This window comes from Leptospira stimsonii, from assembly GCF_003545885.1.
GTDB classification, from domain to species: domain Bacteria; phylum Spirochaetota; class Leptospiria; order Leptospirales; family Leptospiraceae; genus Leptospira; species Leptospira stimsonii.
The window spans coordinates 1-26,646 of the sequence record NZ_QHCT01000005.1 but is presented as its reverse complement, the minus strand read 5'-3'; the positions used below and the strand labels follow the sequence as shown (position 1 = coordinate 26,646).

Below are 26,646 nucleotides of genomic sequence, written 5' to 3'. Positions count from 1 at the left end.
TTGGAAAAGGAAAAATGAAGAAAGAAAGTCCGCTCTTCGTAGTATTTGAAGGAATCGACGGAAGTGGAAAATCCACTCTTTGCAGATCGATTACGGAACTTCTTCTCAAAGAAGGAATCCCCTCAGCTTCCTTTACGGAACCGACGAACTTAGAAACCGGAAAATTTTTGAGAAAGTTTTTAAGAGGTGAAATCGATCTCAATCGAGAAGAACAAATCGAAGCCTTTCTTTCCGACAGAGAAGAATCCTTAAAACAAAACATTCTTCCCGCATTGGAAGCAGGAAAGAATGTTTTTCTGGATCGATATATGTATTCTACCGCCGCCTATCAGAGCGGACCGGATCTTTCCCCCGAAACGATTCTACAAAAGAACTTAGAAAGAAATTTTAGAATTCCGGATCTTCTTTTTTATCTGAATCTAAATCCGAAGGTCGCTTTAGAAAGATTGAGTCGAAGAAAGGAAGAAAAGGAACGATTTGAAACTCTTTCCCAACTGGAAAAAATCCATTCCGCTTATGAGAGAATTCTTCCCTGGGAAACGATTCGTATCGACGCCGAAAAGGGCCCGGATCAAATCGCAAACGAATGTCTTTCTATTTTGTTGAAAAGAATCCGAAACGAAGAATCATAATCGATTCTTATCAAATCGAATTCTTTCTATTTGTTTTCGAATTTTTCGGAAGAAGGAAGTTCCCAATTTCCGAGAGAGGGGTCAATTCGACTTCCTTTTGGAATCAATGATTTTGGGTCGGTAATTCTTTGAGAGTGGCTTCGTGACGATCAGCCTGACGTTCGAGAGATTCCGCCATTCGATGAAGCTTTTCCTTCCGTGCTTGCGCGTGAAGAAATTTTTCTCCTCTGGAAAGTTTTGCAAGTTCCCTGAGTTCGTTCGCTCGGTTTCTTTTGGCGATCGCAGTGGCTTTGAGATAATTGGCGACGGCTAGTTTCTGCGCGGGTGTTACCGCACTTTCCACGAGCGCTTTTTCCAGAAGTCTTTCCTCTTCCTCTTCACTTACGGAAAACGCAGGAGTAAAAAATCCGAAAAGTACGAGGACGAAGAGAAAGTAAAAAATCTTCCTAAAGAATTCCCTCTTCCAATCAATCAGAAATGAAACTTGCATCTCTACCTCTATCTATTAGGAAGAGAATTTCACACTGGTTCCGTTTTTCAAGGACTTTCCTTCCTAAGACATCGATTCCGGATTTGCATTTGACACGAGCGGCCTTTTCAAAAGACTCATTTGTGAGCGTACCTATAGCTCAACGGATAGAGTACAGGCCTCCGGAGCCTGGGGTCCGGGTTCGAGTCCCGGTAGGTACATTGCGCCCCATAGGAAGCAATGGAGTCAAAAGCCAGCGGAGCGTTGGCGTTGACTCTTTGCAAAGCAAAGAAACCAAACTGCACCTTCTCTCGAAAAAGCAACAACGCCTTCAAACATTTCCATAACAATGTCGGGACTCGAAGCGAGCTTTGGTAAAGCATTTCAAGCGATCCATAGAGAGCGAAGAATGCTTCCGAGGAACAGGATGTTCCGAGGCCAAAGCGAGACGCCGTGATAGATTCTGACCCGTAGGGAAGAATCTGCTGAGTTTATGATACACCACGGTTGTTTGCGTAACGGCGAGTCCCAGTCAATGCAAGAAGTTCTGTTCGGATGAACTTGGGTAACCGCGTTAACTCAGTGTAACGCTTCCTATGGGTCGCGTTACAGGTACATTGCGCCCCATAGGAAGCAATGGAGTCAAAAGCCAGCGGAGCGTTGGCGTTGACTCTTTGCGAAGCAAAGAAACCAAACTGCACCTTCTCTCGAAGAAGCAAGCCTCATCCCGCTTCAGACAAATCCTTCAGCGCTTTCAATGCCTTGGGCCACATATCTTCGAACATCGATTTGTATTCTTCTATGGTTTGCATCTCTATGATCAATTCCGTTTTACCGGGACCTTGTTCTTTAAACGTGTAATTCTCCAAGGAGGGAGTCCACTTTTTAACCGCTTCGCTTTCGGTGTCGACGACTCCGTTGCTCACCATCCCTAAATGTTCGATCGAGATATATTGATTGGCTATATTCTCTTTGATCCGGCTGTACATACCACCGAGGCCGCCATTTTCGTCTGGACCCAAAAAGCGAATGAAGCTCCCCTTTTTCCAACTTCCTTCATAGAAAGAACCGGCGTGAAACGCTTCCGTCCAAATTCGATAGCTCTTATCGTCGAGCATTTTGTGCCAAACGGTCTTTACGTCGGCGTGAATCAAGATCGTAAAAGTTAAAGTTTCCATTTGAATTCAATCCTTTTTCTATTTTTACTTCTTTCAGGAGCAAACTTCGTAATAATTCGAAGCCGTTATGGGTCCGTCATTGCGAGAACGTAATGAATCAAATACGAATTCACTCGTTAGGATAGACCGCAAAACCTTATTTTATCTCCAATTCCCTCGCTTCCGCTTCATTCCCTTTTTCTAATGCGATTGCGTACGGAGTTTGTTCCTCTTCGCTGAGTTTGGTTTTGTCCGCTCCTTTTTTCAAAAGGATTTGAATGATTTCAATACTCCCGGGACGACTCGCCGCGATATGAAGCGGAGTAATTTTACCTGGATCTTGGATCGCGTTGACGTCGGCTCCTTTATCCAGGAGAAGCTCCACGACTTCCCTTTTTCCCGTGGCGATCGCTGAATGCAACGCGGTATTTCCGAAAGACATCTTACTCTTCGAAGTCAGACTTAGATCCGCTCCGGCGTCGATCAACGCTCTTACAATCTCCAAATGTCCAAAATAAGAAGCCAAATGCAACGCGGACCAACCGTCTTTGGAAAGCGAATTGATCTCTTCCGGAAATTCTACGATTCTCTTTTTTGTTTCTTCCAGATCTCCGAGCGCCGCCGCTTCAAAAAGATTTCGGTTCGGACTGATTTGAAAAATTTCTTTCGAAAGATCCAATTTCCCGTAGTAGATAGAAAATAAAACCGGAGTGATTCCTTCTTCCGTGAGGCTTTGGAACAGACTCGGATCCCGTTTCAAAAGACCGATCACTTTGGATTTTTGCCCGCCCGCTATCGCCTGAAAGATTTCCTGCATATTCTCACCGTCGCTTTTTTGTGCATAACTTTACCCACAAGTTGTCTGGGTCGTACGAAAATCTGTCGGAACTACGACAACCTTTCAGTGAAAGTCGCGCGCCCCTCCCTGAACTTGGGTGGAGGGGTGGGTGGTGGAAAACTTCCGGAGATTTTCCACTATCATAAAATCAAACTTTTCGCAAGTGAAAATATTCATGTAGGAATTCCTACAAAATACCTTTTCCTAGGACGATTCTCATTCTATCCCCTCACAACTTCCGGGTACGGTTACGCTTTTTGTGAGAGGATTAGAACCTCTTTTTGAAAAAAAATCAAGAGATTTCAAAAGAATTCTTACACCTTACTGAAAATCGGGATTCTTTTTTTAAGGATAGAATCGAACGCATGTGCTCTCGTTTTTTTGGATTCCAATTCTCCATCGATTCCTATCTCCGAAGTCATCTTTATTTCAATTCGATAATATCGTACGGTTGTAAATCTACTGAGATCGGACTCGGAGTCAAAAGTGCGTCTCCTCTTTCCGTATCGAACATCGTAACTCCCGGTTGCTGAAACTGAGTGTTTCCTACGTATAGAATTTTATCCGAAGCGAGTAGAATACTTGAGAGACTTGCATCGTAACTGGAAGGAATGCGTAAGAGAGTGGCAGTCGTTTCTCCGGTGCTCGGATTAAAAACTTTTAAAGACTTCGTAAAACTCGAATCCAAAACCGAAGCGTAACCGACCGTATCCGATTTGACTTGTACGTTTACGATGTCCCCGCCTGCGACCGACTCCGAAAACAAAAGCCTCGTCAGAAAAGAACGAGTCCCCAGTCGAAACGCGCTCACTCCTCCGTCGATCTGGCTTAAAAAACCCATTCTTCCCGGAGTCGCAAACACAAGGTGAGGTTCTCCGAAAAGATCCAAGAGTTGCGGTTTATTCACCGGATTGGATGCTGGAAACGTATAAGTTCCGATGACCGTATCCGTGGCAATATAAATCTCGAGCAAAAGCGAAGTTGTGTTCGGTGGAAAGTAACCGGAAGGATCGTTTCGATCCAATCTCTGAAGACATACGAAAAGAGAATCGCCCACGATTTTCATCCCGCTCATCTCCGGAAGTCCGTCCGGGGTTCCCCCGCTGGAAAACGTTTCCGAGTAACCTCCCAAATCGATCGAACCCGTGATCGCCATCAAAGAAGGATCTAAAATCAAAAGGCGATTGGAACCGTAGAGCGTAACATAAGCCTTGGACGGTCCCGCGAATTCTATATCCGCCGGATTCACCTTAAACCCAAGCGCGAGTTCGGAAACGGTGACAAAACCGAAGTTCGGATCTAAGACTTGAATACTATCTCGGTTGAGGAGATTCAAAACATAAACCTTTCCTAAACCGAATCGAGCGAGAGCGTCGGAATGAATCGGAATCAAACCCGGATAACTATAGAGAAGAGAAGGATTGATCACTTTAAATCTTCCGCTTCCTCCGAAATCGGTGGTCACGACACCGATGTTTCCAGGCAGGCTCTGGGTCAAAAGAAGACTTAAAAAAGAAGGCCTCTGCAAATCCTGACAAGATACATTCAATAAATAGAATACTATAAATACATAAAGTTTTAACTTCATTTCAAAACCTCATACTCAGGGTCGCATACCAGCTTCTTCCCGGAAGCGGGTAGCCGATCAGGTCGGAAATTCTCTTGTCCGTAAAATTTTTCACTTCCAACGTAAGTAAGAATTCTTTGGAGGGAGCGGATTCTTTTACGTTTCCGAACGAATCTTTCGTTGATTCTCCCGGTTCGGAAAAAAGAACCAGAGTAAAAAAACAATTCCAGATCTGTCTCGCCGGAATATAATTGATGTATTCGTTGGTTCGGTCCCGGAACACGGCTCCTATATACAATAATTCTAAACCGGTCTCGAGTCGTTTTCCTTTCCAAGAAATCGTACTCGAAAACTCGTGTCTTGGCCTCAAAGGAAGCACCTTCCCATTGAGGTAAGGAGAAGAAGAATTGTTGATCGCGCTCTGATACGTATAATTGAAAAGAAACTTAAAACCGTACTTCCAGTCTTCTCTATGGGAAAACTCCAAACCTCGAATCTTCGCCGAATCGACGTTCTCCGGTCTCAAAGTAAATTGAGAATTCGGAAGGAATAGAATCATATCCTTGATATCTTTCGAAAAATAAGAAACGCTCGTTTTCGTTTTTAAGAAAGAATGTTCCGTCTTCAAGACAAAACCTCCGTCTCCGTTGCCGCTTTGCTCCGGTTTGAGATTCGGATTTGCGATGATACTTCCCTGCTCTCCGAACATTTCCAAAAAGGAAGGAATTCTAAATTGTTTTGAAACGTTCGCTTGAAATTGAATATCCCATGTTTCTCTCTCTAAGAGCTTCCAGACAAAACCAAATTTAGGATTTGCGAATGTGTTTTTTTTCTGATCTCCGGAGAGAGGGTTTTCCTTACGATACCAAGGCTCCTCCGAAGGGAAACGATCTTTATAGTGATCCCACGTCACGGAAGGAATCAGCAAAACCTTTGCCTCAAAAAGACGAATCTCATCCTCGATGCGATAGGAAGAATAGGTTCTCTCTTTGAGAGGTTCGATTCTCGAGACGTAATTGGAAGGAGTCAACCTCTCTCGATCGAAAGATTCTTTCTCAAGGGAAACAAAACCGCGAAGGATCTGATAATAATCTGTAAGATAGAGAGTGGGCATCAGTTGCACTCCCATCTGTCGAACCTCAGCTCTCGAGTTCGGAGCGCCTTTCGAAAATTCAGATCCGGGATCAAAAAGATCGTCCTTCGCTGCGGTATAAAAACTTCTCGTCTCCAGGCGAAACCAATCCACAAAAAGCCCCTTTGTATCGGAGGCAAAGGACCCGGTATAACGATCGTATTTTCTGTGAACCTGATTGGTTTGATTGGAGCCAGGCCCAGGAAGACCGTGAATCCTATGATTGAAATCGTTTAAAAATTTGATTTCCGTTTTTCCGATCTGATACTTTAGAGTTCCGAAAAGAGCCGACCTTTCGAAACCCGCGTTTTTTCTTCGATCGATCGTGTCGTCTAACGTATTTAGGACGACGGTTCCATGATCGTTTTTAAAGGAGAAGTTTTGGTCCGATTTCTCGCCGAGCGCCATAAAACTAGCGCCGATGCCGTTATAATTACCCGTATGCGAAACACTAACCTTACCCGTGTTAAACGAACCGCCGCCTAAGTTGATTCTTGTCTTCGGTTTTCCGGAATCCTTTCGTGTGACAAGATTAACCGATCCGCCGATCGCGGAACCTGAAAAGCCGATCGGATTTCCGGAACGATAGACCTCTACGCTCTCCAAGCTGTCAAAAGGAAGATCGGCGAGATTTACCTCCCCGCCTTGAGAGTTGTTCAACGGAATTCCGTCCAAATAAATCCGAGACTGGTTGGGATTGGTTCCACGAATCGAAAGTGTAGAATAAGAACCGAGACCTCCGAACGAACGAACTCGAAGACCGGCTTCTCTTTCCAAAACCTCAGGCAAAGACGTATAACGTGCGGATGTTTCGTCCAATTTGATCGCTGTCTGAAAACCGCTCGGATTGGACCTAAAATTTTGGGAGTTTGTGTCCGGGACCTTACCGAGGACCTGGACCGTTTCCGCTTTCTGTGCTTTCGGAGAACTCGGATTCTCCTGAGAATAAAGACCGATCGTCGAAATAAAAAACAGAAATACTTTAGAATATTCTAAATATCGAATGTATTTTTTCTTTCCCATTTTTCACACGGAAAGGCGCGAAGGGAAAGAAAAATCGGGAGACCCCGGCGGATATCGAAATGACGAAAGCCTATTTTTCAAACCCGACCTTAGCTCCCGAAAGTCCTATCAGTTTATTGCGGCTTGTTAGGTCTTCTGGCTCTCACCGATTTTGCCGCCTTCCCATGAAAAACACAGTGGCCTCTTAGCAAAACCTTTTTGGAGGTGATTACAGCTGCGGGTTCAGCTCCGGAATTGAACCGGATTCCCTTCCTCTTTTTCGAGGACAAACAAGCTACGAGTCCAGGATTTAGAATACGGACCCGGGGGCAAGAGAAAAGAAATTATACCTTTCGGAGAAAACTCAACGGAAGGTGTAACTTTTCGAATAAAAATAGGAACAAAAACCGGAAATTCTGGACGATTCACAAAAGACGGCTTCGAACGTTTTGTCCTTCACACTCCCGGAAGGATCACTCCATCTTCGGAAATTTTAGGTCCCCTGCCGGGAAAGTCTTCTTTGGTTAACTTTCTCAAAAGATCGATCGTTTTCTTTTCGGGATCATATTCAGGAATCGAAGCGCTGTCCAATTGCAGAGGAATGATTTTTCCTTTTACGAACTTCCCTTGAGAATCGACTTCCGCTTCCAAGACGAGGGAATAACCCACGATCCCGCGTGAAGAAAGCGCTCTATAACCCATAAAGTTACCGAGAGAATATGCGATCAACCTTCCCTTATACAATTCCATCGCTCGAACGAGGTGAGGACCGTGTCCGATTACGAGATCGGCGCCTGCATCGATCAAAGAATGACTGAACTCAACGAGATTCCCTCTATATTCTCCGTAAAAACGTTCCATCTGATTTTTGACGTGCAGAGCCGGACCACCTTCCGCACCGCCGTGAAAGGATATAAAAACGAGTTGGGCTTTCTTCTTGGCTTCTTTTACGAGAGCGACTCCTTCTTCGATTTCGTTCACATTGTTATGCGACTTCAAGTGGGAAAAACCGATCCAAGCGACTGAAACGTTTTTCACATTCATATACGTGATCATTCCCTTCTTACCAGTGTAACGAATCCCGGCATCCGAAAGATTTTTCTGCGTATCGTCAAAGCCCTGCTGATGGAAATCCAAAGAATGATTATTAGCGATACTTAAAATATCAAATCCTACGTCCTTTAAGACCTTCGCATAGGAAGGAGGAGTTCGAAACGCGAAGATCATCTTTCTCGAAGTGTCCTTCGAAGTGCTGGGAAAATTAGTCAGAGTACTTTCAAAGTTCCCGAAAAGAATATCAGCGCCTTTGAGATGATTCTCCACCTTTCCGAAAAGAAAAGATCTTGGATCCTGAATAGTAAGAGGTTCCGGATAATTCGTCCCGGGCACCATATCCCCGACCGCTTTGATCTTGATGGTCGTGTTTGTTTGCGGATCGGCAAAGAGCGCGAATGAAATCAAAAATATAAAAGATAGAATGGAACGTAGAGCGGCTTGTTTCATGTCCTTTCATGAGTTTCAGGCGGAAGATTTGCGTAAAGCAGAATTTCTATCATAGGAATTTCCTCTTCGCCCGATAGGTTAAGTAGAATGGAACGTATCCCTTGCAATACCTGCGGCTCATCCGAATTCAAACCTCTTTTTACCAAATCCAATCACAAAAACGAAATTTTCCAGATCGTCCGATGCAAACGTTGCAAGCTCGTTCAAGTAAGTCCCCAACCCTCTCCGGAAGAAGTGGCTTCTTATTATTCGGAAGAATACTTTTTGAAAAGAAGCGATCGAGGCTATGATAATTATTTTTCAGACGGAGTACGAAACGAAATCTCCCGAGTTTTCGGACTCAATTTAAGAGATTTGGATTTTCCGTCCTGGGAAGAAACTCTTTCCTCGGAAAAACGGTGTTTAGACGTCGGTTGTGCGGCCGGATACTTTGTAGATTATATGCAACAAAGAGACTGGGATTCTTACGGAATGGATATCGCGGAAGCTCCCGTAAAATTCGCGAAAGAAAAACTCGGACTCAAGGTGGAACAAAAAGACTTTCTACAATGGGAAGAAAATCCCTCCGAGAAATTCGATCTGATCACGTTATGGGCGTCTATTGAACACCTCCACAAACCGAAAGAAACATTAGAAAAAATTTATACACTTCTAAAACCGGGAGGAAGAATCATCCTTTCCACTTGCAGATGGGGAATTCTCGCAAAACTCCAAGGTCCTTCCTGGAGATATCTTAATGTACCGGAACATCTTTACTACTACTCTCTCACGGGAATAACGGAACTTTGCAAGTCACTCGGTTTTAAAAAGAAAAAACACATCACATACGGAAGCGGGCTGACCACGAAAAAAAACGCCGGAATTCTTTATAAACTTCTGAAGTATTTCGCCGACCCGACCGTAAAATTTTTCAACCAAGGTGACATGATGGCCCTTTCTTTTGAAAAACCGAAATCGACTTCCAAACCAAAGTAAGCGAATTTTTCTCCGCTTAATCTTTCACCATTGAGACATAAGAGAGAAATTGCTAAAACGACATGAAAATCGATAGGAAATCGTGTCACTTTTTCAAAAACCGCAGTCTTTCTTACTCTTTCTTTAAATTAATAAGAATCTAATATTCTCGTTTTTTAAAAATACAGGCGCCTTTCCAACACTCCTACCGTAATCTCCCAGATATTCCCGAGGAAACCGAAAAAGAAAAATAAATTCTTGCCCAACGTTATATTAGTATACTATAATTATAATGAGAATCTGATTATTTATAAGTTTTTCTTGCTATTTTAAAGACAACCAAGTAGAAAAGTGATCTTGATTTTTTTCCTTCGGGTCGGCGTTTCTCTTTTTGATTCCTTAGAAAAACGCGTCGATCCTTCGCGGTTCAATTCTTTTGTTAAGGTTTGGAATTTTTGAAGAGTACGATTGAAAAAAACGTAATTCTTGGGATAGGTGTGATCATCCTTCTCAACTTCGTAATAGCAGGATCCGCCTTCTATGCGATGAATCAATCCTCGGATTTACGAAAATGGGAATCACATACACAGGAAGTCCTTGCCAATTTAGAAGAAGCACTTTCCTCTTTTAGCGAAATGCACTCCTCTCTTCGAAGTTATATACTTTATAAGGATGCTTTTTTACTCACGGGTTATCACGAAAACAAAGGTTTACTTTTATCCAGGATAAGCAGTCTAAACTTCCTCACTCGCGATAATTCCGAGCAACAAACAAGGATAGCAGAATTACTGCCTTTGGTGAATGATAAGATCGATTTTATGGAAGCGAGCGTTTTACGTCAAAAGTTTCAACCGATCGGTAATTATACGAAAGCCTTTCATTCTTCCAAAGGAAATGTTCTGAGCGAAAAAATTCGGGTGATCCTGAAAGAAATGAAAAAGAAAGAACTTCGCCTCTATCAATCGAGAAGGGAAGAATCGGAAACGAATCTTAAATTCGCGATCGGTCTTATTTTTATCGCGATCATACTCAACCTTTCCTTTATTTCATTTCAGTATATCTTAATATATCAAGAAAGTAAAAGAAGACAAGGCGCTGAAGAGCGATTAAAAAATACGAATGCGAATCTCGAAAACTACTCGTCCCAACTCGAGAGATCGAACAAAGATCTAGAATCATTTTCCTACTCCGTTTCGCACGACCTACGAGCGCCGATTCGAGGCATCGCCGGCTTTTCTAAAATTCTTATGGAAGATCATGGAAAAATTCTACCGGAAGACGGAAAAAGAATTCTCGAAATCATTATACAGAATGCCGGGAATATGGGACAGCTGATCGACGACCTTCTGGAATACTCCCGTCTTGGAAGAAAGGAAATTCTATTTACTTCGATTAACATGAAACAGATGGCTCAAAAAGTGTTAGAAGAAGTTTCCAATTATTATCCAAATTCAAAAGTTCAGACCGCAGTTGGAGAACTTCCATCGGCAAAGGCGGACTCCGGCCTGCTCAAACAACTTCTTTTCAATTTGATTTCGAATTCCTTCAAATATTCCAGGGAGAAAGAAAATCCGAGAGTCGAGGTCGGTTCGTATGAACACGAAGGAGAAACCGTCTTTTTCGTAAAAGACAACGGTGCGGGATTCGACATGAAGTATCAGCATAAATTGTTTAATATGTTTCAGAGACTTCATCATCCGGAGGAATTCGAAGGAACCGGTGTTGGCCTGGCGATCGTAAAGAGAGTCGTCGAAAAACACAAAGGAAAAGTCTGGGGAGAAAGCAAACTGAATGAAGGTGCTTGTTTTTATTTCACACTGGGGGTTCTTGAAGACGATGCACAACTTACATGAGAATTTAATTTCAATTCTTTACGCGGAGGATAATGCGCAAGATTCGGAGCTCGCGTTGAGAAGTTTAAAAAAACATAATCTTACAAACCAGTTGAAACTTGTTAGAGACGGCGAAGAGGCGCTTGAATATTTATTCGCAACCGGAAGATACGCGGCTCGGGATAAAATGCAACTTCCATCTTTGATTCTTCTCGATTTAAAGATGCCCAAGGTGGACGGAATCGAAGTGCTTAAAAAAGTAAGGAGCGAAGAACTCACCAAACTCATTCCGGTCGTGATCCTCACTTCCTCCGCTGAAGAAAAAGACATCGTCGAAAGTTATCGTTTAGGCGTGAACAGCTACGTCGTTAAACCTCTTGAATTTTCTAAATTCAGCGATGTTGCGGCAGAAATCGGATTTTACTGGATTCTTATGAACAAACGAGTTTTATGATTCAGAGAAAAGTTTATATCATCTGTATTGAGGACAATCCGAACGATCTCGGTTTAATGATACGCCAGATTAATGGGAGCGGTTTAGATTTTTCTTATAAACAAATCCAAACGAAAGAAGAGTTAATTCAAGAAGTTCAGTCGAGTGAACCCGATCTGGTCTTATCCGATTTTTCTCTTCCTTCTTTTGATGGGATGGAGGCGCTTGAAATCGTTAGAAAATTTCATCCGCACGTTCCATTCCTTTTTGTATCCGGCTGGTTGGGAGAAGACGCGGCGATCGAAGCCCTCAAACAAGGTGCCACAGATTACATTTCCAAAAACAAGATCACAAAGCTCAACTATTCTATAGAAAGAGCCCTAAAAGAATCAGAAGAAAGAATACTTTTGGAAGAAGTTGAAAAGCAGAACGAAACTCTAAAGTCTCAACTGATACAAGCTCAGAAGTTGGAAGCGATCAGCCTTCTCGCTACCGGAGTGGCACATGAAATCAATAATCCGCTGACGATCATCATTAATTACGCGCAGTTGATTCTTGGACAAAGTCAAGACGACTCCATTCTTAAATATGCAAGTAATATACTGGACGAAGGAGAAAGAATTTCCAATATCACAAAAGACCTCTTGAGGCTTGCTAGGCAGGAGAAACAAGTCTTCTCTAAAGTAAATTTCCGGGAAGTGATTCAAAGGACCGTTTCACTCTGCGAACAACTTTTCAAAAAAGATACGATCCGTATTGAAACACAGATTCAGGATTCACTTCCGGACGTTTTCTGTGTTCCGCAACAGATTCAACAAGTGGTCCTCAACATTTTGAACAACGCAAGGGACGCACTAAATCAAAAGTATCCGAAATACGATTCGAATAAAATGATCCTCATTAAGGCTAAGAAATTCGAAAAGGATTCGGATCCTTGGATTCAGATGAGCATCGAAGACCGAGGAATCGGAATTCCGACTGAGGAAGCCAAGAAAATCTTCAGTCCCTTTTTCACGACGAAAAAGGTGGATAAAGGAACCGGCCTCGGACTTTCCGTAAGTACCGGAATCGTCAAAGATCACGGAGGAGAAATTTATTACGAAAGCAAAGAAAATGAATTCACTCGATTCTACATCAATCTTCCCATACGCCCTGAAATCGAGAAGGATTCAAGTTCTTCGCAAGAAAAAAATTTCGCTTGAGAAAAACAGATCTTCAAGTCCGTTCTATTTAGACACCACGTTAGACGAACTCTCTCAGAACGCAATGGATCGGCTGTTCCATTTTTATACAATGTCCGAGCGACACCAAAAGAAAATTACCCATCATCGTTAGCGATTCACGCAAACCCAAAATATTAGAATTCCTGCAATGAGAAGTTACAAAATCTCTTACGAGGTAATCAAGCTACCGATGCTTTGGATTCTCGGATCGACAGTTCGTGAAAATATCGGTTTCAGTTTTTGATTTTGTCAAACGGTTTAAGGATTTCATTTTATTCAAATTCAAAAATCCTAAATCAGTTTATAAATAAAGCTACGAAGTATGAAGTGAGATTTATCATTTTATCGGAACTTCTTTATTCTAAAATCTTGCAGGTATCTTCTTTTGCGAATGATGGAAACCAGTTGAAGCTAATACGAAACCAATAAAACTTCCTCTATCTTCGTCTCCAAAGAAAAATGGTGAAGATCAAATTCAAAAAAGAAAAGATCGGGAGTTTTATGACCGCGCTATCTGGTAAGACTTCTCTTTCGATTTCTTCGCTTACGCTGTTTGGGTGAGGTCCAATTGCTCCTGGCATTCAATTCAAGAGTCCTTCTTCGCCGTATGTTTGAACGCTTTTGCTGATCTCGTAGAAAACTGTGACGGGAATCTCCCATGATCTTGCAAGCTTTACTGACATTTTCTAATTCGTTAGCGAGTTCTAATTAATTTAGCTTTCTTCTTTTGCTTTTTCCACTGCATTGGCGTTGGTGGTCATTGCTTTCTCATGAGTTTAAACAATTTGCAGTATAATCATTTTTACTTTCAGAGGAATCGGGACCATTGATTTTTATTCGATTGTCCGATGAATCTTTTCGCTTACATACATAGGGAAATTCGGATTATCCGAAAAGCTTTCAAAACGATTTTGTCCGCGGATTCCTTCGAAACAATTTTTTCAGATCCCCAAGTATAAAAACTCGCCGTTATTTCCTGATTGGGTTCCTATGTTTAATCTCTGAACATCGGGAAATTTTAATTAAATGTATTGTTTTCTCCATTTCCGGTTCAATTTTGAGAATATCTATTGTTAAGGGACTTATGAAATTTTGACATCAGCTGTCGTATAGAAGAAGGAAAATTGAATTTTTTGTCTTGTTTTGAATTTTTCAAATCGTCGAGATGTTAATTGGAATTATAGGACCGAGTGATTCGGAAGTGCAGAGCTTGAGAGCTTTGCTTTCTTCACTGCTAAATTATACACAAGAGAAAAATTAAAAATCGGCTCTATGCAACTACGGTTTCGCTTTGTGAAAAGATTATGACCGAATTTGATTTAATAAAAAGGCAAATATCAAAAAAGGAATTATGTAGCGATTCGGTTTATGCAAGAATCGAAGTGGAGTATCGTTTTATTGCTTATCGCTTTCTAAGAATACTCATTTCTATTTCCTGAAATTCTTCCGTTGGATACAAATGTTTAGAGGACCTAAATCGCCGATGATACAGAATTCGATGAAATCCCAAAGTAATCGTTTAACGAAGCAAATAAGCGTTATTTTGATAATCGAAACAGCGAAACAGGATGATAGAATGATTTTTAAAAACTCGACCTTAATTGCTCTCTTTCTTGCGTTTGGATGCGCTCCTTCGCACAGCCATGATCTTCCAAATACTTGGTTTTTTGGTTTTTTATTGACCTGTTTATTTTTCTTAGCTCAACTAGCTTTCCTAATTTTGTGGAAGAAATACTTTGCCTTTACTTTTGCCGGTCTTTTTTCTTTTTTTGTAATTTATCTAATATCGAGTGTGATGCTAATTACATATGATGATACATGCAACGAACGTATAAGCTTGGGAGATTGCTGGTCGACCTCGTCTTTAACCTTAAAAGAAGGTATCGTAGCGATGATCAATTTGGTTTCAGCAGGCTCTCTTCTACTCCTTTCCGTTTTTTCCATTATCTCTTTGATTAAATTCTTATATAGCCGTCTTTATAACGATTAGAAGGAGAATTAGAAGTTTACTACTGACTTCGTCTAACATCCTTTTTTATTTTTTGCATCTGAGTTGGATTTCTCTTAGGTAAGGACGCCATGCAAAAGAAAGGTAAGACTTTGGGACTAAATTAATTTAGAGTTTGAGAAATAATAAATGATTCAGGACTCACAATTTCACACCAATGGGATAGCGTGTTGTCTCGAAGAGAATATCTGTAACCGGTTCCAGGTCGTTTTAGTATCCTTTCGTTCGTAACTTCTCCAACAAAAAATTCTCCGGAAACAGAGCGTAGTAAAATCTGATCACCTGGTGTAAGCTTGGGCAATTCACTTTGAAATTCTTTCCATTTCATTTTCGTCTCCAAATCATAAAATTCATGATTAGATTCAAAAGAGAAATCCCCCCAATAAAAATCAATGCAATTTGATAAATTCTCCGTAAACAAGTCTTCGAAGGATTCTTCTCAAATTGTTTTTATAGAATGTTTTTGAAAAAAATAGAACTTTCCTCTTACCGATAGGACACGTCCAAAGGTGGCATTTGCCCCGCAGAAGTGCCGATATCAGTCGTGTGCCCGTAGCCCAATTGTCCGTAGCCATTGGCTCCCCAGCAACGGACCCGTCCTGTGGCGGCTAACGCACAAGAATGACCGTATCCCAAAGAAACCTCTTTTACGGAGAATCCAACTGGAACCGCACCTGCTGAAGCCGGGGTCTCGTCATCCCCGATCTGGATTACGTTTCCGTAACCGAGTTTCCCGTTTGTACCAAGTCCCCAACAACGTAAAGTATCATCGACTAACAATGCGCAGGTGTGATGAGTAATTGAGACCTGACGAACGTTTCCTCCAAGGACCAGATCCGTCAATCCGGCTGGGGTCTCATCGTCGCCGACGTTCACTAAAGAACCGGGATAACCCAGCCTGCCGTCTGCGCCGTAACCCCAACACTGCAATTGTTGAAGAGTTCCGATTACACATGCATGATACAATCCGATTGAAATTTTAGAGATGGAAAGCCCGAACGATACGGTTCCGACGCTAAATGGAGTGTTCGTTGCACCCACATCCGTTGTATTTGCGTATCCCAATTGTCCAAAATTATTGCTACCCCAACAGTAAACGTTTGAATTCACAAGGACTACGCAGGATCCGTACCATCCCGAAGAAAGAGAGGCAACGGCCACCCCTCCCGTATTGACCACATTCGACAGTGAAGCGTTATTGACGGTTCCGGCGATTCCAGATCCCAGCTCTCCGGAAGAATTTCCTCCCCAACAACGAACCGTACTATTGATCAATAAGGCACATGAAAAATTGCTTCCGACAGTGACCTGAGTTGCGGTCATGGGTAGAGGGACGTCGCCCGCGCTCGCCGGAGTTTCATCGTCTCCGATCGAATTCAGGTTTCCGTATCCTAATTGTCCGTTACTACCTTTTCCCCAACACCGGACTTTTCCGTTCGTAAGTAAAACGCAGGTATGTTCTTCTCCGGCCGCGATTTGTTGAACGTCTCCTCCCACGTCCACATCGACTACAGTGGAGGGGAATTCGTTATCTCCGATTGAGTTTACATTTCCCAACCCCAGTTGTCCGAAATTATTTCTTCCCCAACAACGCACCTTCGCATTCGTCAAAAGGACGCAAACATGATTTCCTCCCGAAACAAGAGAGTTGGCCATCACTGGCACCAGAGTAGACTGAGATTCAGTTGAAGCGGGCTGATTGTCCACAGTGATAAAAAAACTTTGCAACCATTTATGCTCGATATATTCTCTGGTAGTCGGGTCCGAAGGATTGTAAGTCTTTAGAGAACAGAAAGAAAATAGAAATAGGGACAGGAGGAAAATACTCCGAACGAACTGAAAATACATTCATACATTATAATGCACCGAGCCGATTTCCTCGATATGAATTATAAGTGGAAAATTTCAACTTATAGCATATGCTTCGAAATAAGTATTTTCTAATCGGGATTCATCTGCGATTCAAAAACTGTCACAAGGAACCCTGAGTCTCGCGAAAACTAATGTTGCCGATGTCTTTCTAAAATAACTAGTCCCGTTTGAATTTAAATTAAGTCACTTTCAAGAATAGAATTGATCGAGATTTAGAGCAATTTTAGGAAATGATAAAACTGAGGGGGATGATTGCCTAGCTCGTTTTCCAGACGAGCTTCTAAAGTTCAGAGAGCGATCGATAAGCTCCCATTTTATTTTGCACAAACGAGTCCATTAAATTGGGAGATTCACAGTGATCTTAATTCTTTCTTGTCACTCAAATCAATATTCTAAAGCTTTTCGTGTTGATAACGATAAAAACAACTTAGTTGTAAACAGGAATGGAATGGAAATGCTAATCGAATGAATTTTTCTTTTTTCAAATTAAGAATGCTTTTTCCTAAAGATTAAATCCGATTCCAAATTTTGCTGTATATTCTTGGAAAGACCAAATGTGTCTTTCTTTTACATCAAGAAGATTGTGAAAACTACCCGTTGTTTCTTTATAAGCGTCGAAGTTATTTCCGACTACTTCTCCCAATAGATAACCATTTTCGAAAATGAAATATCGGGAGCCAATTACAATGCTCGATTGGATAATTTTGGTATTATTAATCGAATCTCTTCCATAACCAGCCGAGAATCGAATATAAGGATCGAAGGCCGAATTTTCAAGGAAGTGGTATGAAAAATGGAAATTGAAAGTTTGTATTCGTAAAAATGAATTATCTTGATAGGTGAAATAGGGTAAGGCAGTCTCTAATTTGACAAGTTGATCGGTCGGTATATATTGAGCCGAAGGTGAAATGGAACGAAGTATTCCAAGGTCAAAAAGATATTCAAGTTTTGAATACGATAGATTAGAAGCTTGAAACTGGGCATTGTTCAAGCTGAAGCCAAATCCAAATTTGGATTTGATTAGATACTCAAATAAGAAAGAATTGTTTTGTCCGTTTATTTTTGGTTTTGGAGCGTTGTTAAAAGCATAGGCGCTCGCGACTTTGTCTCCTTGTGTTCCGAGTTCGTTCGCGTAAGGCCCGATAATATCGATATTGTCATATTTTACTTCCCGGTCCATAGAATTGCCGTCAATCTTGTTTGGGGTCGCATTCAGATATTTAAGACCTTCTCCGTACGTGACCTCAAAGAAGAAAGGGCCTCTTTTATTTTCTGCAGTTAGTCCAAATGAAGTGAATAGGATTATGACGGTTAGAATTTTAAACAGCGCTTTTCTCTTTCTTTGCATTTACAAAATCTCCTATGAGGGAATCTAACTACCGATGCTTTGGATTACTAATTCGGCAGTTTGTGAAAGCATCGGTTTCAGTTTTTGAATCTGTCAAACAGTTTAAGGATTTCGTTTCACTCATATTCAAAAATCATAAATTATTTTATAAATTATGCTGTGCAGTATGAGGTGAGATTTATCATTTTATCGGAACCGCTTTATTTTATGATCTTGTAGGTATCTACTTTTGCGAATGATTGAATTCAGTTGAAGGTTATACGGAACCAAGAAAACATCTTCTATCTTCTTATCCAGAGTAAAAAAGTGAAAATTAGATTTGCCAAGGAAAAAAGAGTTAGGCATATCAAAGCAATTTGATAGAATTTTTCTTTAGACGATATTCTCTCGTTTTCTTGATTGAACACTTTTGATTGTAATAAAATCGAATTCAATTCTTCCTTTATATCCTGAACCGAACGATAAATTTCCGAGTCCAAAAGAATCACTGTATTCGAACTTGATCCTTTTCCAAAACCTGACTGTCCGAAATTTCTCTGACTTGGTATCTTCCGCAAATTCTCTATCTCTGCTTTCAGCTCTTGATTCAGAGGCCACTTTAGATATGCTTTTTGGAAAAACTGTTTGGCTCGGTCGTAGTTCCCGCGTTTCTTCTCTTCTCTCGCAAGCCCGATCCAAGCTCTTGTAAGAATGAATTCCGCTTTCGGATCCGACGGATTGTTTGTGAGAAGAGAGATTGCAAGATTCTCTGCTTTTGCGTATTGGCTTTCTTCGAGTAGACGTTCTCCATCTTCATGACTTCCGGCCATCACGTTTTCTTCGGAAGATAAACCAAACGAAAGAATTATAAAAAGAAGAGCATAGAGAATGATTTGAAAGATCGATTTCATGAGATTTACCTGTCGATTCGGATGACTTTGTGAGCGTAGCGTGCTCTTGGCATTTTCTGAGTTTCCGTAGTCCAAGTGCTTGCAATCGGATTTTGGAGACCAATTGAGTAAACGGTATCCGTTGGAATATTCAGTGCAGTAGCACCACCAAGGACGAATAACTTTCTTGTTTCATAGGAGGCTTGAGTTCCTGGGTAATAGACGGAAGCCGGAAGAATTGGACCGATCGTAAACGCTCCTGAGCCAATTTGAGAAAAATCCGTTCTGTTGGAAGGAGTGATGGAGCCTACTGGCTGTAAGGTGCTTGTTCCAGTGGAACCACCAATTACCGCAAACCATTCTGGATCTGTTGGAAACGAATCTGAGTTCAAAGGTTTTACACAAGCCGAGCCGGATCCATGTCTTGCGAGGTTGATCGAAGGTTCACCCGCGCTCGTGGTTGAATTTACGGAAGGGACATATCCGTCCGAAGTAACTTGAGCAGAACCATCTGCGTTGAATCTTCCACCCGTGAAAAGGATCGATCCATTGAGTCCGCAACCAGCCATATCGATTCTTGCGAAGATTGCAGTGAGTGACACAAAACTTTGCCACACGCCAGTTGGTCCAATTCCGGGAAAGAATCTGGAGACAGTATTCAGGACCGTTCCCGTTGTCATGTCCGTTGTAGTAGTTCCGGCGATGATAAAGATTTCTTCCCCAACGGAAGCGATTACTCCGCCTTGATTTGCGGTTGGCATATCGGCTAACGTCTTCCACTGATCTAAGTATGGATCATAGACTTCGGTTTTCTTGGAAGCCACATAGACACCGGCCTGCTTTTCTAATCCGCCAATTACATAGATTTTTTCTTTGTGAGAGACGACGTTTGCAAATGCGCGAGGAGTTGGAATCGATGTCGCCGCCGGAAACCAAGTGGTTGTAACCGGATCATAGAAATCAATCTGCGAAACTGGATTTGCATCGGCTCCGATTCCGCCCACGACCCAAAGCCCACGAGTCCTATTTGGAAAATCACTTACCCATGTTTTAAATGCGATCGGAACACCTTGGAGGTTGCTAATATCCGAAGAACAGAAGACCGAAGCGATATAATCGGTGTTCGATTCTAAATTTTGAAGAGTCATGGAATGAATCTTTGCATTTTCTAAGCTGATACTGGCCGATTCAATTCCACCTCTTCCATAAACAACAGAACCTGGTTGAGAAGAAGAACATTCCCAACTGATCGTTGCGGATCTTGGCCCTAACTGAGTAACAAGAGCAAGAGTTACTTTTGCCGTTTCCGCGTCATGGATATTGGAAAGAGGAGAGTTTTGGCAATTCGAGAAAAATATCGAAAATAGAAGTAAATTAGAATATATTAAATTTTGAATGTTCTTAAATGTGCTTTTTGCGTAGCCCGAGAAGAACAAAAGGATTCTTTTACTCATCTTCTTCGATGAAAAAATTCCTGAAACGGAAGTTCGAACCCAAGTCGTATTTTCAGTGTTAAAATGGTTCATAACAAAAGACCCCAAGAGATTCTTAAACCGGTTCTACAAAGAGAATCACCGGATTCTATCGTGCATTGTGAGCGGACTCCCAACCTTAATCGCGATCCATTGTTTAAATCCCAAGCCCAGCCGACTTCGCTTAACAATTCCGGATCGGTTCCATTTACGGATCTGGAATCACTCTTCCATTGAATTGAGGTAACTCCTCCTCCGAACAAAAAGTAGGGTGCCGAAGATCCGAATTGTTTTCCAATATAGAAGGATTGATTCCAAAGACTCACAGAACCTTGGGTCGTAGAAGGCGCGTTTGAATATTCCGAAAGAAATCCAAAAAACCAAAGAGGTCGATTTAAGAACCCTTTTTCTAAAAAGAGTCCTGCTCCACCCGTTGCGGGATTTGTATGAAACCAAGCTCCGTGATTTGCTTGTGCAAAGAGACTACCACCCACAAAGAGCTGATTCTCTCCCGATCTTCCAGAAAGATATTTATCAGGCAAATCCGGACTTTCGTTGTCGCTCTCTAAAGATTTCGAATTTGAATTTTGAATCTTTGCTTTGTCGATTTCTACAAAACCTAGTTCGGTTTTAAAAGTAATCTTGTCTTTCTTCCGTTCTACTATGATCCCGCGAACAGAGCTTCCATCCGTTAGTTGAAACTCTGAGTATTGATACGAGGATTCAGGGCCTTTTCTTGCGTAATCAATTCTTTGGATCTCAGACTTAGGGATTCGATACAATCTTCCTTTCCAACGAAGACTAACGGTATCCGCGCTTTCATTGATCTCATCTACTAAGAACGCATCACCTGATTTGAGGAGTAATTCGGAGGGAAAAAGAGACGATGAAAGTAGAATCAAAATGAAAAATAATCCATCAATTCGTTTAACAAATTTATTCAAAATGACGCATATCGAGATATATTCTTTAATTAACACTTTTCCGTAATATCCTTTATACACTCATCGAAAATTTATAGATATATTGTAAATAGAAAATTTACTTGTTTTTTTAGACACTACTTTGTCTTTAATTTGTCACAATGGGATATAACGTGTAGGTAACTTCAAAATGAAGAACAAAAAAACGTCTTTGATCGCTCTCTTAATATTTTCTTCTCTCTTTCTGATCAATTGGTTTAGCCTTAGTTCCATTACATCATTTTTTTCTTCCTTAGCTTCCAATGAAGAAAGCTCAATTCCATTCCCTCTTCCGGAGATTAACGTAGATCGTACAGGAAAGGCATCTTTCTCGATTTCAATCGAGGCGCCTCCCGGTGCAGGGGATTTGGTCCCGTCAATTTCGCTCAGTTATCAGTCGGGAAATCCCGATTCTGGATTCTTAGGCAAAGGTTGGAGCCTATCCGGCTTTCCCAAAGTCAGCAAAAATTCTTCTTTTGGAATTCACAATGGAAGTAGTGATCAGTTTACAAGCGATCTAACGGGAGAATTGAGAAATTTTGGAGCCGGCGTTTTTAAAACAAAAACGGAGACCTTTCAGAAAGTTACAAAGAATACAAATGGTTGGACCGTCCGCGAAAAAACTGGATTAGAATCCTCTTTTGGTTCGATTCCAAGCTCTTCTTCTAAGATCGTCGATTCTTCCGGAAACGAATTAGCCTGGGCGGTAGATCAGGTTAAGGACCTCAATGGAAACGGATATAACGTAAGTTATTTTGATTCAAGCACCCTCCCCGATTTTGCTCCGAAAGAAGTTAATTATATTCACGGGAATGCAAGAATTGTTTTCGAGTATGAAACTCGAGGGAGCTCCTTCTTTAAAATTTTTAAACTTTCGAAAGGTGGTGAACGAAGAACTCAGCTTTCCGCCATTCGGGTGTTTGCAAAAGATCAAAACGGGACCGAGAAGGAAACGGCAACGTATGAATTTTCCTATGATATTGTCGGCGGAGAATTGCTCTTGAAAACGATCGAAAGATCCAATTTCAAACCTCTTTCGTTTACATACACGAATTCAGCTCCGGCTACTACGAGTTATTCCGCGCCGAGCACCAACTTCCAACTCACGTATCGAGCCTTTGATTCTTCCAAACAAAGGGATTGTGACTTTGGTGCGTTAGTCTGTCTTTGTTCTTCCAGCGCGGCTTGTATGGCCGCCTCCTTCGGTTTGGCAGGTGAAGTTTGTCGTTCCAGCGTGGAAAGTCTCGGGGACATTTGCCAAAACGGAGTTGAAAATTCTTTTACGACTGCGGTCGACGTTTCGGGAGACGGAGTCCCTGAGTTCGTTCGTGTATTGGGTGATCGTAACGGTCAGTATTTTTCTAAATTAGACATGGGCGTCTGGGAAGCCTCGACTTCCAATCTTTCCGTTAACAACGATACATTAGGCGACAGAATGGATCTGAATGCGAACGGTAAAATTCTTCCTGGTGACGTCAATGGGGACGGTAGAATGGATTTTGTGGTTCTGGAAAGAAACACTCAACCAGTTCGTATTTTTTTCGGACCCAACTTTAACTCGGTCTCAGTTTCTTCCGTCCTGGTGAATATTCCAAATCTTGCAAGTGATACTCGGAACAGACATTATGTGGTTGATGTCAACGGAGACGGGAAGGCGGATTTTATACAAGCAGACGATCAACTCCGTTTGGATGTTTTTCTTTCCAACGGATCCGGTTTTAGCTTTGCGCAAAAGCTTACGATCGCCGATTTCGGATCCAATTTTCAACAGTTTGTGGACTTGGATCAGAACGGTGTTCCTGATTTTGTTCGAATCGACGGGACTTCCAACCAAAGACTTCTGGTTACTTTTTTCGATTCCAATGGAAGCACGTTGAACGAAATCGAAACGAACGAGCTAAGCGAAGGGAATTTCGGAAAGATGGGAGATCAGTTTTTTTCCGATGTCAACGGCGATGGTCTATTAGATTTTTCTTACTTTTCTGCGGCAGGTACGGACAACGGTTACCTGAACGTTCGTCTTTCGGATGGTAGAAGGTTTCACTCGGAATCCGGAGGAGGAAACAGCAACTTTCTAAACGAAACGGTCGCGAGCCAGGACCTGCAAAACATGAGCCTTCCGTCTTCGAGCGGTTATGCGCTCTACGACATCAATAACGACGGATCTCCGGATCGAGTCTACTATTTCGGCGATTACTATCAAATCGAAATCTACAAACCGTCGACGGATTCTTATCTTCCGCCCTTCAACGTAAACTGGTCTAACGATACGGTCCTGGATATCAACTTCGACGGAGAAGATGACAAGGTTAGAGCGGGAACTTTTTTCTGGCAACAGCAGATGCACGTCTGGTTTGGGCCGAACGATACCTTCTATTCTGTCGACGTCAATCCCGCCGCGATGACTCCTCCGCCGGCAGACATGAACGCGTTAGCCGGAATGTCCGCGATCGCTTATTCCAATTGGCTGAATCGAAAGGAATTCGCAGATATCAACGGAGATGGAAGAGCGGACTTCATTCGCTATCACAACGGGGTCGTTCGAATCTCTTTTAGTCAACCGAGTGCGAGCGGGGTTCCGACCTTTTCCGCAAACAGCGACGTGGAATATTCAACGGAAGCCTTTTTACAAACGGCGGATCTGAACGGGGACGGAAGAAGTGAGCTCATCGGCTTGCAGGCGAGTGCGCTAGGGATGGCGGTTCCGATTCCGAGCAACATCCCTTTTATCGGGACCGTTCTTTATCGTAACGTTCCTTTTCACACGTTTTCAAAACCGAATCTCATTCGATTCCAACCCGCTGTTCCAAACGGACTTCTTTCTTCTGTGGATGGTGCGTATGGAAGAAGAATGGAAATCACATATGACGTAGCGAAACAAAAAGTGACTCCGACCTCGTATAATTCTTCCAAGCCGAATGTGCTTCCTCAGGTAAATCCTGATTTTGTGGTTTCCAAGGTTTTGGAAAAGGCGGGAACCCAAGTCGACGAATCGACGACGTATCAATACAGATATCCGAAACTTTTTTGGAACGGACTTCGAAACATCGGATCTTTAGGTTATTCTGAAATTGTTCAGACGGATTTGATTCGGAATGTTTCCACTGTTTCTCAGTTTGGAGATAGCGCGCTCGAACTCGCGGGGATTGCAAATTACTCGGCTACTTACAAAAACGGTATCCTTCTTTCTGAAACGACGAACAACGTCTCAAGGACGGTTCTGGGAGACGGTACGATTCGGGTTCGTCAATCGGGAAGTTCCCAAGTCGATTATCAAAACGGAACTCCTCTCAAAACTACGAACGTTTCTTTCAGTTACGATTCGTATGGGAACGTTTTGAACAAAATCACCGATATCGGAAGCTGTGTCATAGAAGAAAAAACCGTGTATGACAACGACACTACCGCCTGGGTAATCGGAAAACCGGTTCGACTGGAATCCTACAAAGACGGGGAACTGATGTCCCAAAAAGAATATTCGTATTCCGGAATATTCTTAAATCAAGAGAGAACGTATACAGGCGGATCTCAGTGGGCGGTGCAGTCTATTCTCGAATACGATTCTTACGGAAATCCGATTCGAATCCAAGACCCAAGAGGGAATATTATACAAATCGAAATTGACAACGTTGTTCACAAGTTCCCGGTGAAAATTACGAATGGGCTCGGTCATACGACTACAAAAGAATATGATTTTACCAGAGGTTTGGAAATCGCATCCGTCGATATCAACGGAAATCGTTCCGAAACTCATTTCGACAAATTCGGAAGGCCGCTCGAATCGATTCCTGCGGGTATGAACGATCCATTGGAAGAAATCGAATACAGCAACACGGGACATCCAACGGATCAAACGGTTAAGACTAAAATTCGAAGAGAAGCAGGAGAAGAATCCTGGACGATCCAGTATTTTAATTCCCGAGGACAAACTACGAGAAAAGAAAGTAGCCTCGTCGACGCCGCAGTTCTTGTGGAAGAATCCGTTTATGACTCCGAAGGTAAATTGATCAAAGCGATATCGCCTTACGTGCAGGGACAGGCTCCCTTTTCTTGGAACGACTTCGAATACGACCCAGAAGGTAAAAAGAAAAAAGTCACGGGAAGCGACGGGACGGTTGTCGAATTAGAGGCCGCCGGTTTCGATACGACACAAAAGGTTTCGCAGAACGGAAACCTCGTTTCTACCGTAATTTCCTTAGGAAATGGGAAAGGGGAACTTTTAGAAAAAGTCATCGAAGGCAAGTCTACAAAGTATCAATACAAGACGAACGGAAAGATTTCGAAGATAACGGATCCTGACAATGGAATTACTACGATCGATACCGATTTTATCGGAAGACAAACTCAAGTTAAAAATCCCAATACGGGTACGGTGCAGTATGTCTACGACGCGGTCGGCAATTTAACGGAACAGAGATACGGAAACGGGTCCGTGGTCGAGTTTCAATACGATTCATTAGGTCGTGTAACATTTGTTAGGGGAACTTCCACAAACGGCGAATCCGAAACTCAGGTTTACGAATATGATGATCCGAATGTTCCCAATGGAAAAGGAAGGCTGACCAAGGTAACGGATGCGTTAGGAACCACCGAATTTGGATACGACGAGCGAGGGAATCAAACTCTTCTTCGCAAACGTTTGATCGAAGACGATTTAACTTTTTTTATCGAAAAGACTTATACGTTTCAGAATCAGATTGCAAGCGTAAAGTATCCGGACGGAACTCTTGCTAAGAATCTCTATTCCAAAGGAGGTTATCTTTCCGGGATCACTCTCACTCCCGGTAACGGAGAAGGTTCCGATCTTCCTCTGGTTCAATACAACGGTCCTCTTGTGGACTCAAACGGAGTGAGAATTGAAAGAATTCTCGGGAACGGAGTCAATACTTCCATTCTATTTGATCCTGCGAAGAAGAGACCTCTTGGAATCGTTACAAAAAAAGACAACGAAGTTTACGAAAACGTTTCTTACGAATACGATCTCAGAGGTAATTTTACAAAGATAGAAGACAAGGTCGTTCCCAGTCGAACGCAGACTTTTACTTACGATTCACTCAACAGGCTGACACAAGCCATTGGAAAATACGGAACCGAGGACTATCAATACAACGATTCCGGACAACTTCTCAGAAAAGGAACCCAGACCTACAGCTACAACGACCCGTTGCACAAGACGGCCGTGACACGAGTTGTAAATCCGAATCTCAATCAGACCGTAGACTATTCTTACGATACAGCCGGCAATATGATCGGAAGAAACGGAGAGAACCTGGAATACGATCCGTTTCAGAAGTTAAAACGAATGAATACGCAAAACGGGGAAACGATGCGGTTTGACTACGATTTCACCGGTACGAGGATTCGAAAGACAAG

Annotated in this window: 18 protein-coding genes, 1 tRNA gene, 1 pseudogene and 1 riboswitch; of the genes and pseudogenes, 7 read left to right on the top strand and 13 right to left on the bottom strand. The window is 42.2% G+C overall.

Going from position 1 to position 26,646, the window contains the following annotated elements:
- The first annotated feature begins 14 nt into the window (after nucleotides 1-14).
- Entirely contained in the window at nucleotides 15-632 is a 618-nt protein-coding gene (gene tmk, locus DLM75_RS16715; protein ID WP_118969661.1) for a dTMP kinase, read from the top strand.
- 103 nt (nucleotides 633-735) lie between these two features.
- On the opposite strand, the gene DLM75_RS16710 is transcribed toward tmk, so the two are convergent.
- Nucleotides 736-1,122: an LIC10421/LIC12816 family protein gene (locus tag DLM75_RS16710; RefSeq protein WP_118969660.1), complete on the bottom strand. Its 387-nt coding sequence runs from the start codon at nucleotides 1,120-1,122 to the stop codon at nucleotides 736-738.
- A 128-nt stretch (nucleotides 1,123-1,250) separates the two neighbouring features.
- Between DLM75_RS16710 and DLM75_RS16705 the strand changes: the two genes are divergently transcribed.
- A tRNA-Arg gene (locus DLM75_RS16705) sits at nucleotides 1,251-1,322 on the top strand.
- A gap of 501 nt (nucleotides 1,323-1,823) precedes the next feature.
- Here DLM75_RS16705 and DLM75_RS16700 read toward each other — a convergent pair.
- The 5 genes from DLM75_RS16700 to DLM75_RS16675 all read right to left on the bottom strand — a co-directional run bounded on the left by DLM75_RS16700 (nucleotide 1,824) and on the right by DLM75_RS16675 (nucleotide 8,300).
- The gene (locus DLM75_RS16700; protein WP_118969659.1) at nucleotides 1,824-2,279 is read right to left on the bottom strand and encodes a hypothetical protein; all 456 of its coding nucleotides are present in this window, start codon (nucleotides 2,277-2,279) and stop codon (nucleotides 1,824-1,826) included.
- Nucleotides 2,280-2,415: 136 nt separating this feature from the next.
- The gene (locus DLM75_RS16695; RefSeq protein ID WP_118969658.1) at nucleotides 2,416-3,075 is read right to left on the bottom strand and encodes an ankyrin repeat domain-containing protein; all 660 of its coding nucleotides are present in this window, start codon (nucleotides 3,073-3,075) and stop codon (nucleotides 2,416-2,418) included.
- Nucleotides 3,076-3,520: 445 nt separating this feature from the next.
- Nucleotides 3,521-4,684: a YncE family protein gene (locus DLM75_RS16685; RefSeq protein ID WP_118969656.1), complete on the bottom strand. Its 1,164-nt coding sequence runs from the start codon at nucleotides 4,682-4,684 to the stop codon at nucleotides 3,521-3,523.
- 1 nt (nucleotide 4,685) lies between these two features.
- Nucleotides 4,686-6,818 carry a TonB-dependent receptor plug domain-containing protein gene (locus tag DLM75_RS16680; protein ID WP_118969655.1) on the bottom strand — a complete coding sequence of 711 codons (2,133 nt, stop codon included), beginning with the start codon at nucleotides 6,816-6,818 and terminating at the stop codon, nucleotides 4,686-4,688.
- A 108-nt stretch (nucleotides 6,819-6,926) separates the two neighbouring features.
- Nucleotides 6,927-7,107, bottom strand: a riboswitch (cobalamin riboswitch).
- 146 nt (nucleotides 7,108-7,253) lie between these two features.
- Nucleotides 7,254-8,300: a CapA family protein gene (locus tag DLM75_RS16675; RefSeq protein ID WP_118969654.1), complete on the bottom strand. Its 1,047-nt coding sequence runs from the start codon at nucleotides 8,298-8,300 to the stop codon at nucleotides 7,254-7,256.
- Nucleotides 8,301-8,387: 87 nt separating this feature from the next.
- On the opposite strand from DLM75_RS16675, the gene DLM75_RS16670 reads away from it, so the two are divergent.
- From DLM75_RS16670 to DLM75_RS16655, 4 genes are all read left to right on the top strand, one after another.
- Nucleotides 8,388-9,275, top strand: a complete 888-nt coding sequence (locus DLM75_RS16670; protein WP_118969653.1) for a class I SAM-dependent methyltransferase — start codon at nucleotides 8,388-8,390, stop codon at nucleotides 9,273-9,275.
- A gap of 434 nt (nucleotides 9,276-9,709) precedes the next feature.
- Nucleotides 9,710-11,107: a sensor histidine kinase gene (locus DLM75_RS16665; protein WP_118969652.1), complete on the top strand. Its 1,398-nt coding sequence runs from the start codon at nucleotides 9,710-9,712 to the stop codon at nucleotides 11,105-11,107.
- On the top strand, nucleotides 11,091-11,540 hold the full coding sequence (locus DLM75_RS16660) for a response regulator (RefSeq protein WP_118969651.1): 450 nt from the start codon (nucleotides 11,091-11,093) through the stop codon (nucleotides 11,538-11,540). The genes DLM75_RS16665 and DLM75_RS16660 overlap by 17 nt, the downstream gene beginning before the upstream one ends.
- Complete coding sequence (locus DLM75_RS16655) at nucleotides 11,537-12,721, top strand: hybrid sensor histidine kinase/response regulator (RefSeq protein ID WP_118969650.1); 1,185 nt, start codon at nucleotides 11,537-11,539, stop codon at nucleotides 12,719-12,721. The genes DLM75_RS16660 and DLM75_RS16655 overlap by 4 nt, the downstream gene beginning before the upstream one ends.
- 539 nt (nucleotides 12,722-13,260) lie before the next feature.
- Here DLM75_RS16655 and DLM75_RS25040 read toward each other — a convergent pair.
- From DLM75_RS25040 to DLM75_RS16610, 7 genes and pseudogenes are all read right to left on the bottom strand, one after another.
- Nucleotides 13,261-13,503, bottom strand: a pseudogene (locus tag DLM75_RS25040) (IS481 family transposase); the annotation flags it as partial.
- A gap of 1,350 nt (nucleotides 13,504-14,853) precedes the next feature.
- A complete protein-coding gene (locus DLM75_RS16640) occupies nucleotides 14,854-15,078 on the bottom strand; it encodes a hypothetical protein (protein ID WP_118969648.1) in 225 nt (74 codons plus the stop codon).
- Nucleotides 15,079-15,236: 158 nt separating this feature from the next.
- Nucleotides 15,237-16,598, bottom strand: coding sequence for an RCC1 domain-containing protein (locus tag DLM75_RS16630; protein ID WP_118969647.1), 1,362 nt, complete (start codon nucleotides 16,596-16,598; stop codon nucleotides 15,237-15,239).
- A gap of 526 nt (nucleotides 16,599-17,124) precedes the next feature.
- Nucleotides 17,125-17,970, bottom strand: a complete 846-nt coding sequence (locus tag DLM75_RS16625; RefSeq protein WP_118969646.1) for a hypothetical protein — start codon at nucleotides 17,968-17,970, stop codon at nucleotides 17,125-17,127.
- 281 nt (nucleotides 17,971-18,251) lie between these two features.
- Nucleotides 18,252-18,860 carry a tetratricopeptide repeat protein gene (locus DLM75_RS16620; protein WP_118969645.1) on the bottom strand — a complete coding sequence of 203 codons (609 nt, stop codon included), beginning with the start codon at nucleotides 18,858-18,860 and terminating at the stop codon, nucleotides 18,252-18,254.
- Nucleotides 18,861-18,865: 5 nt separating this feature from the next.
- Nucleotides 18,866-20,365 carry a Kelch repeat-containing protein gene (locus DLM75_RS16615; RefSeq protein WP_167731777.1) on the bottom strand — a complete coding sequence of 500 codons (1,500 nt, stop codon included), beginning with the start codon at nucleotides 20,363-20,365 and terminating at the stop codon, nucleotides 18,866-18,868.
- Nucleotides 20,362-21,234, bottom strand: a complete 873-nt coding sequence (locus tag DLM75_RS16610; RefSeq protein ID WP_429945492.1) for an LA_3334 family protein — start codon at nucleotides 21,232-21,234, stop codon at nucleotides 20,362-20,364. Before DLM75_RS16610 ends, DLM75_RS16615 begins: the two co-directional genes overlap by 4 nt.
- Before the next feature lie 190 nt (nucleotides 21,235-21,424).
- On the opposite strand from DLM75_RS16610, the gene DLM75_RS16605 reads away from it, so the two are divergent.
- The coding region (locus tag DLM75_RS16605) for an FG-GAP-like repeat-containing protein (protein WP_118969644.1) at nucleotides 21,425-26,646 on the top strand (5,222 nt) is incomplete at its 3' end.

Bases quoted from the DNA above. Each gene is read 5' to 3' on its own strand.
- tmk (WP_118969661.1), top strand. From the start codon at position 15: ATGAAGAAAGAAAGTCCGCTCTTCGTAGTATTTGAAGGAATCGACGGA.
- DLM75_RS16710 (WP_118969660.1), bottom strand. From the start codon at position 1,122: ATGCAAGTTTCATTTCTGATTGATTGGAAGAGGGAATTCTTTAGGAAG.
- DLM75_RS16700 (WP_118969659.1), bottom strand. From the start codon at position 2,279: ATGGAAACTTTAACTTTTACGATCTTGATTCACGCCGACGTAAAGACC.
- DLM75_RS16695 (WP_118969658.1), bottom strand. From the start codon at position 3,075: ATGCAGGAAATCTTTCAGGCGATAGCGGGCGGGCAAAAATCCAAAGTG.
- DLM75_RS16685 (WP_118969656.1), bottom strand. From the start codon at position 4,684: ATGAAGTTAAAACTTTATGTATTTATAGTATTCTATTTATTGAATGTA.
- DLM75_RS16680 (WP_118969655.1), bottom strand. From the start codon at position 6,818: ATGGGAAAGAAAAAATACATTCGATATTTAGAATATTCTAAAGTATTT.
- DLM75_RS16675 (WP_118969654.1), bottom strand. From the start codon at position 8,300: ATGAAACAAGCCGCTCTACGTTCCATTCTATCTTTTATATTTTTGATT.
- DLM75_RS16670 (WP_118969653.1), top strand. From the start codon at position 8,388: ATGGAACGTATCCCTTGCAATACCTGCGGCTCATCCGAATTCAAACCT.
- DLM75_RS16660 (WP_118969651.1), top strand. From the start codon at position 11,091: ATGCACAACTTACATGAGAATTTAATTTCAATTCTTTACGCGGAGGAT.
- DLM75_RS16655 (WP_118969650.1), top strand. From the start codon at position 11,537: ATGATTCAGAGAAAAGTTTATATCATCTGTATTGAGGACAATCCGAAC.
- DLM75_RS16640 (WP_118969648.1), bottom strand. From the start codon at position 15,078: ATGAAATGGAAAGAATTTCAAAGTGAATTGCCCAAGCTTACACCAGGT.
- DLM75_RS16630 (WP_118969647.1), bottom strand. From the start codon at position 16,598: ATGTATTTTCAGTTCGTTCGGAGTATTTTCCTCCTGTCCCTATTTCTA.
- DLM75_RS16625 (WP_118969646.1), bottom strand. From the start codon at position 17,970: ATGCAAAGAAAGAGAAAAGCGCTGTTTAAAATTCTAACCGTCATAATC.
- DLM75_RS16620 (WP_118969645.1), bottom strand. From the start codon at position 18,860: ATGAAATCGATCTTTCAAATCATTCTCTATGCTCTTCTTTTTATAATT.
- DLM75_RS16615 (WP_167731777.1), bottom strand. From the start codon at position 20,365: ATGAACCATTTTAACACTGAAAATACGACTTGGGTTCGAACTTCCGTT.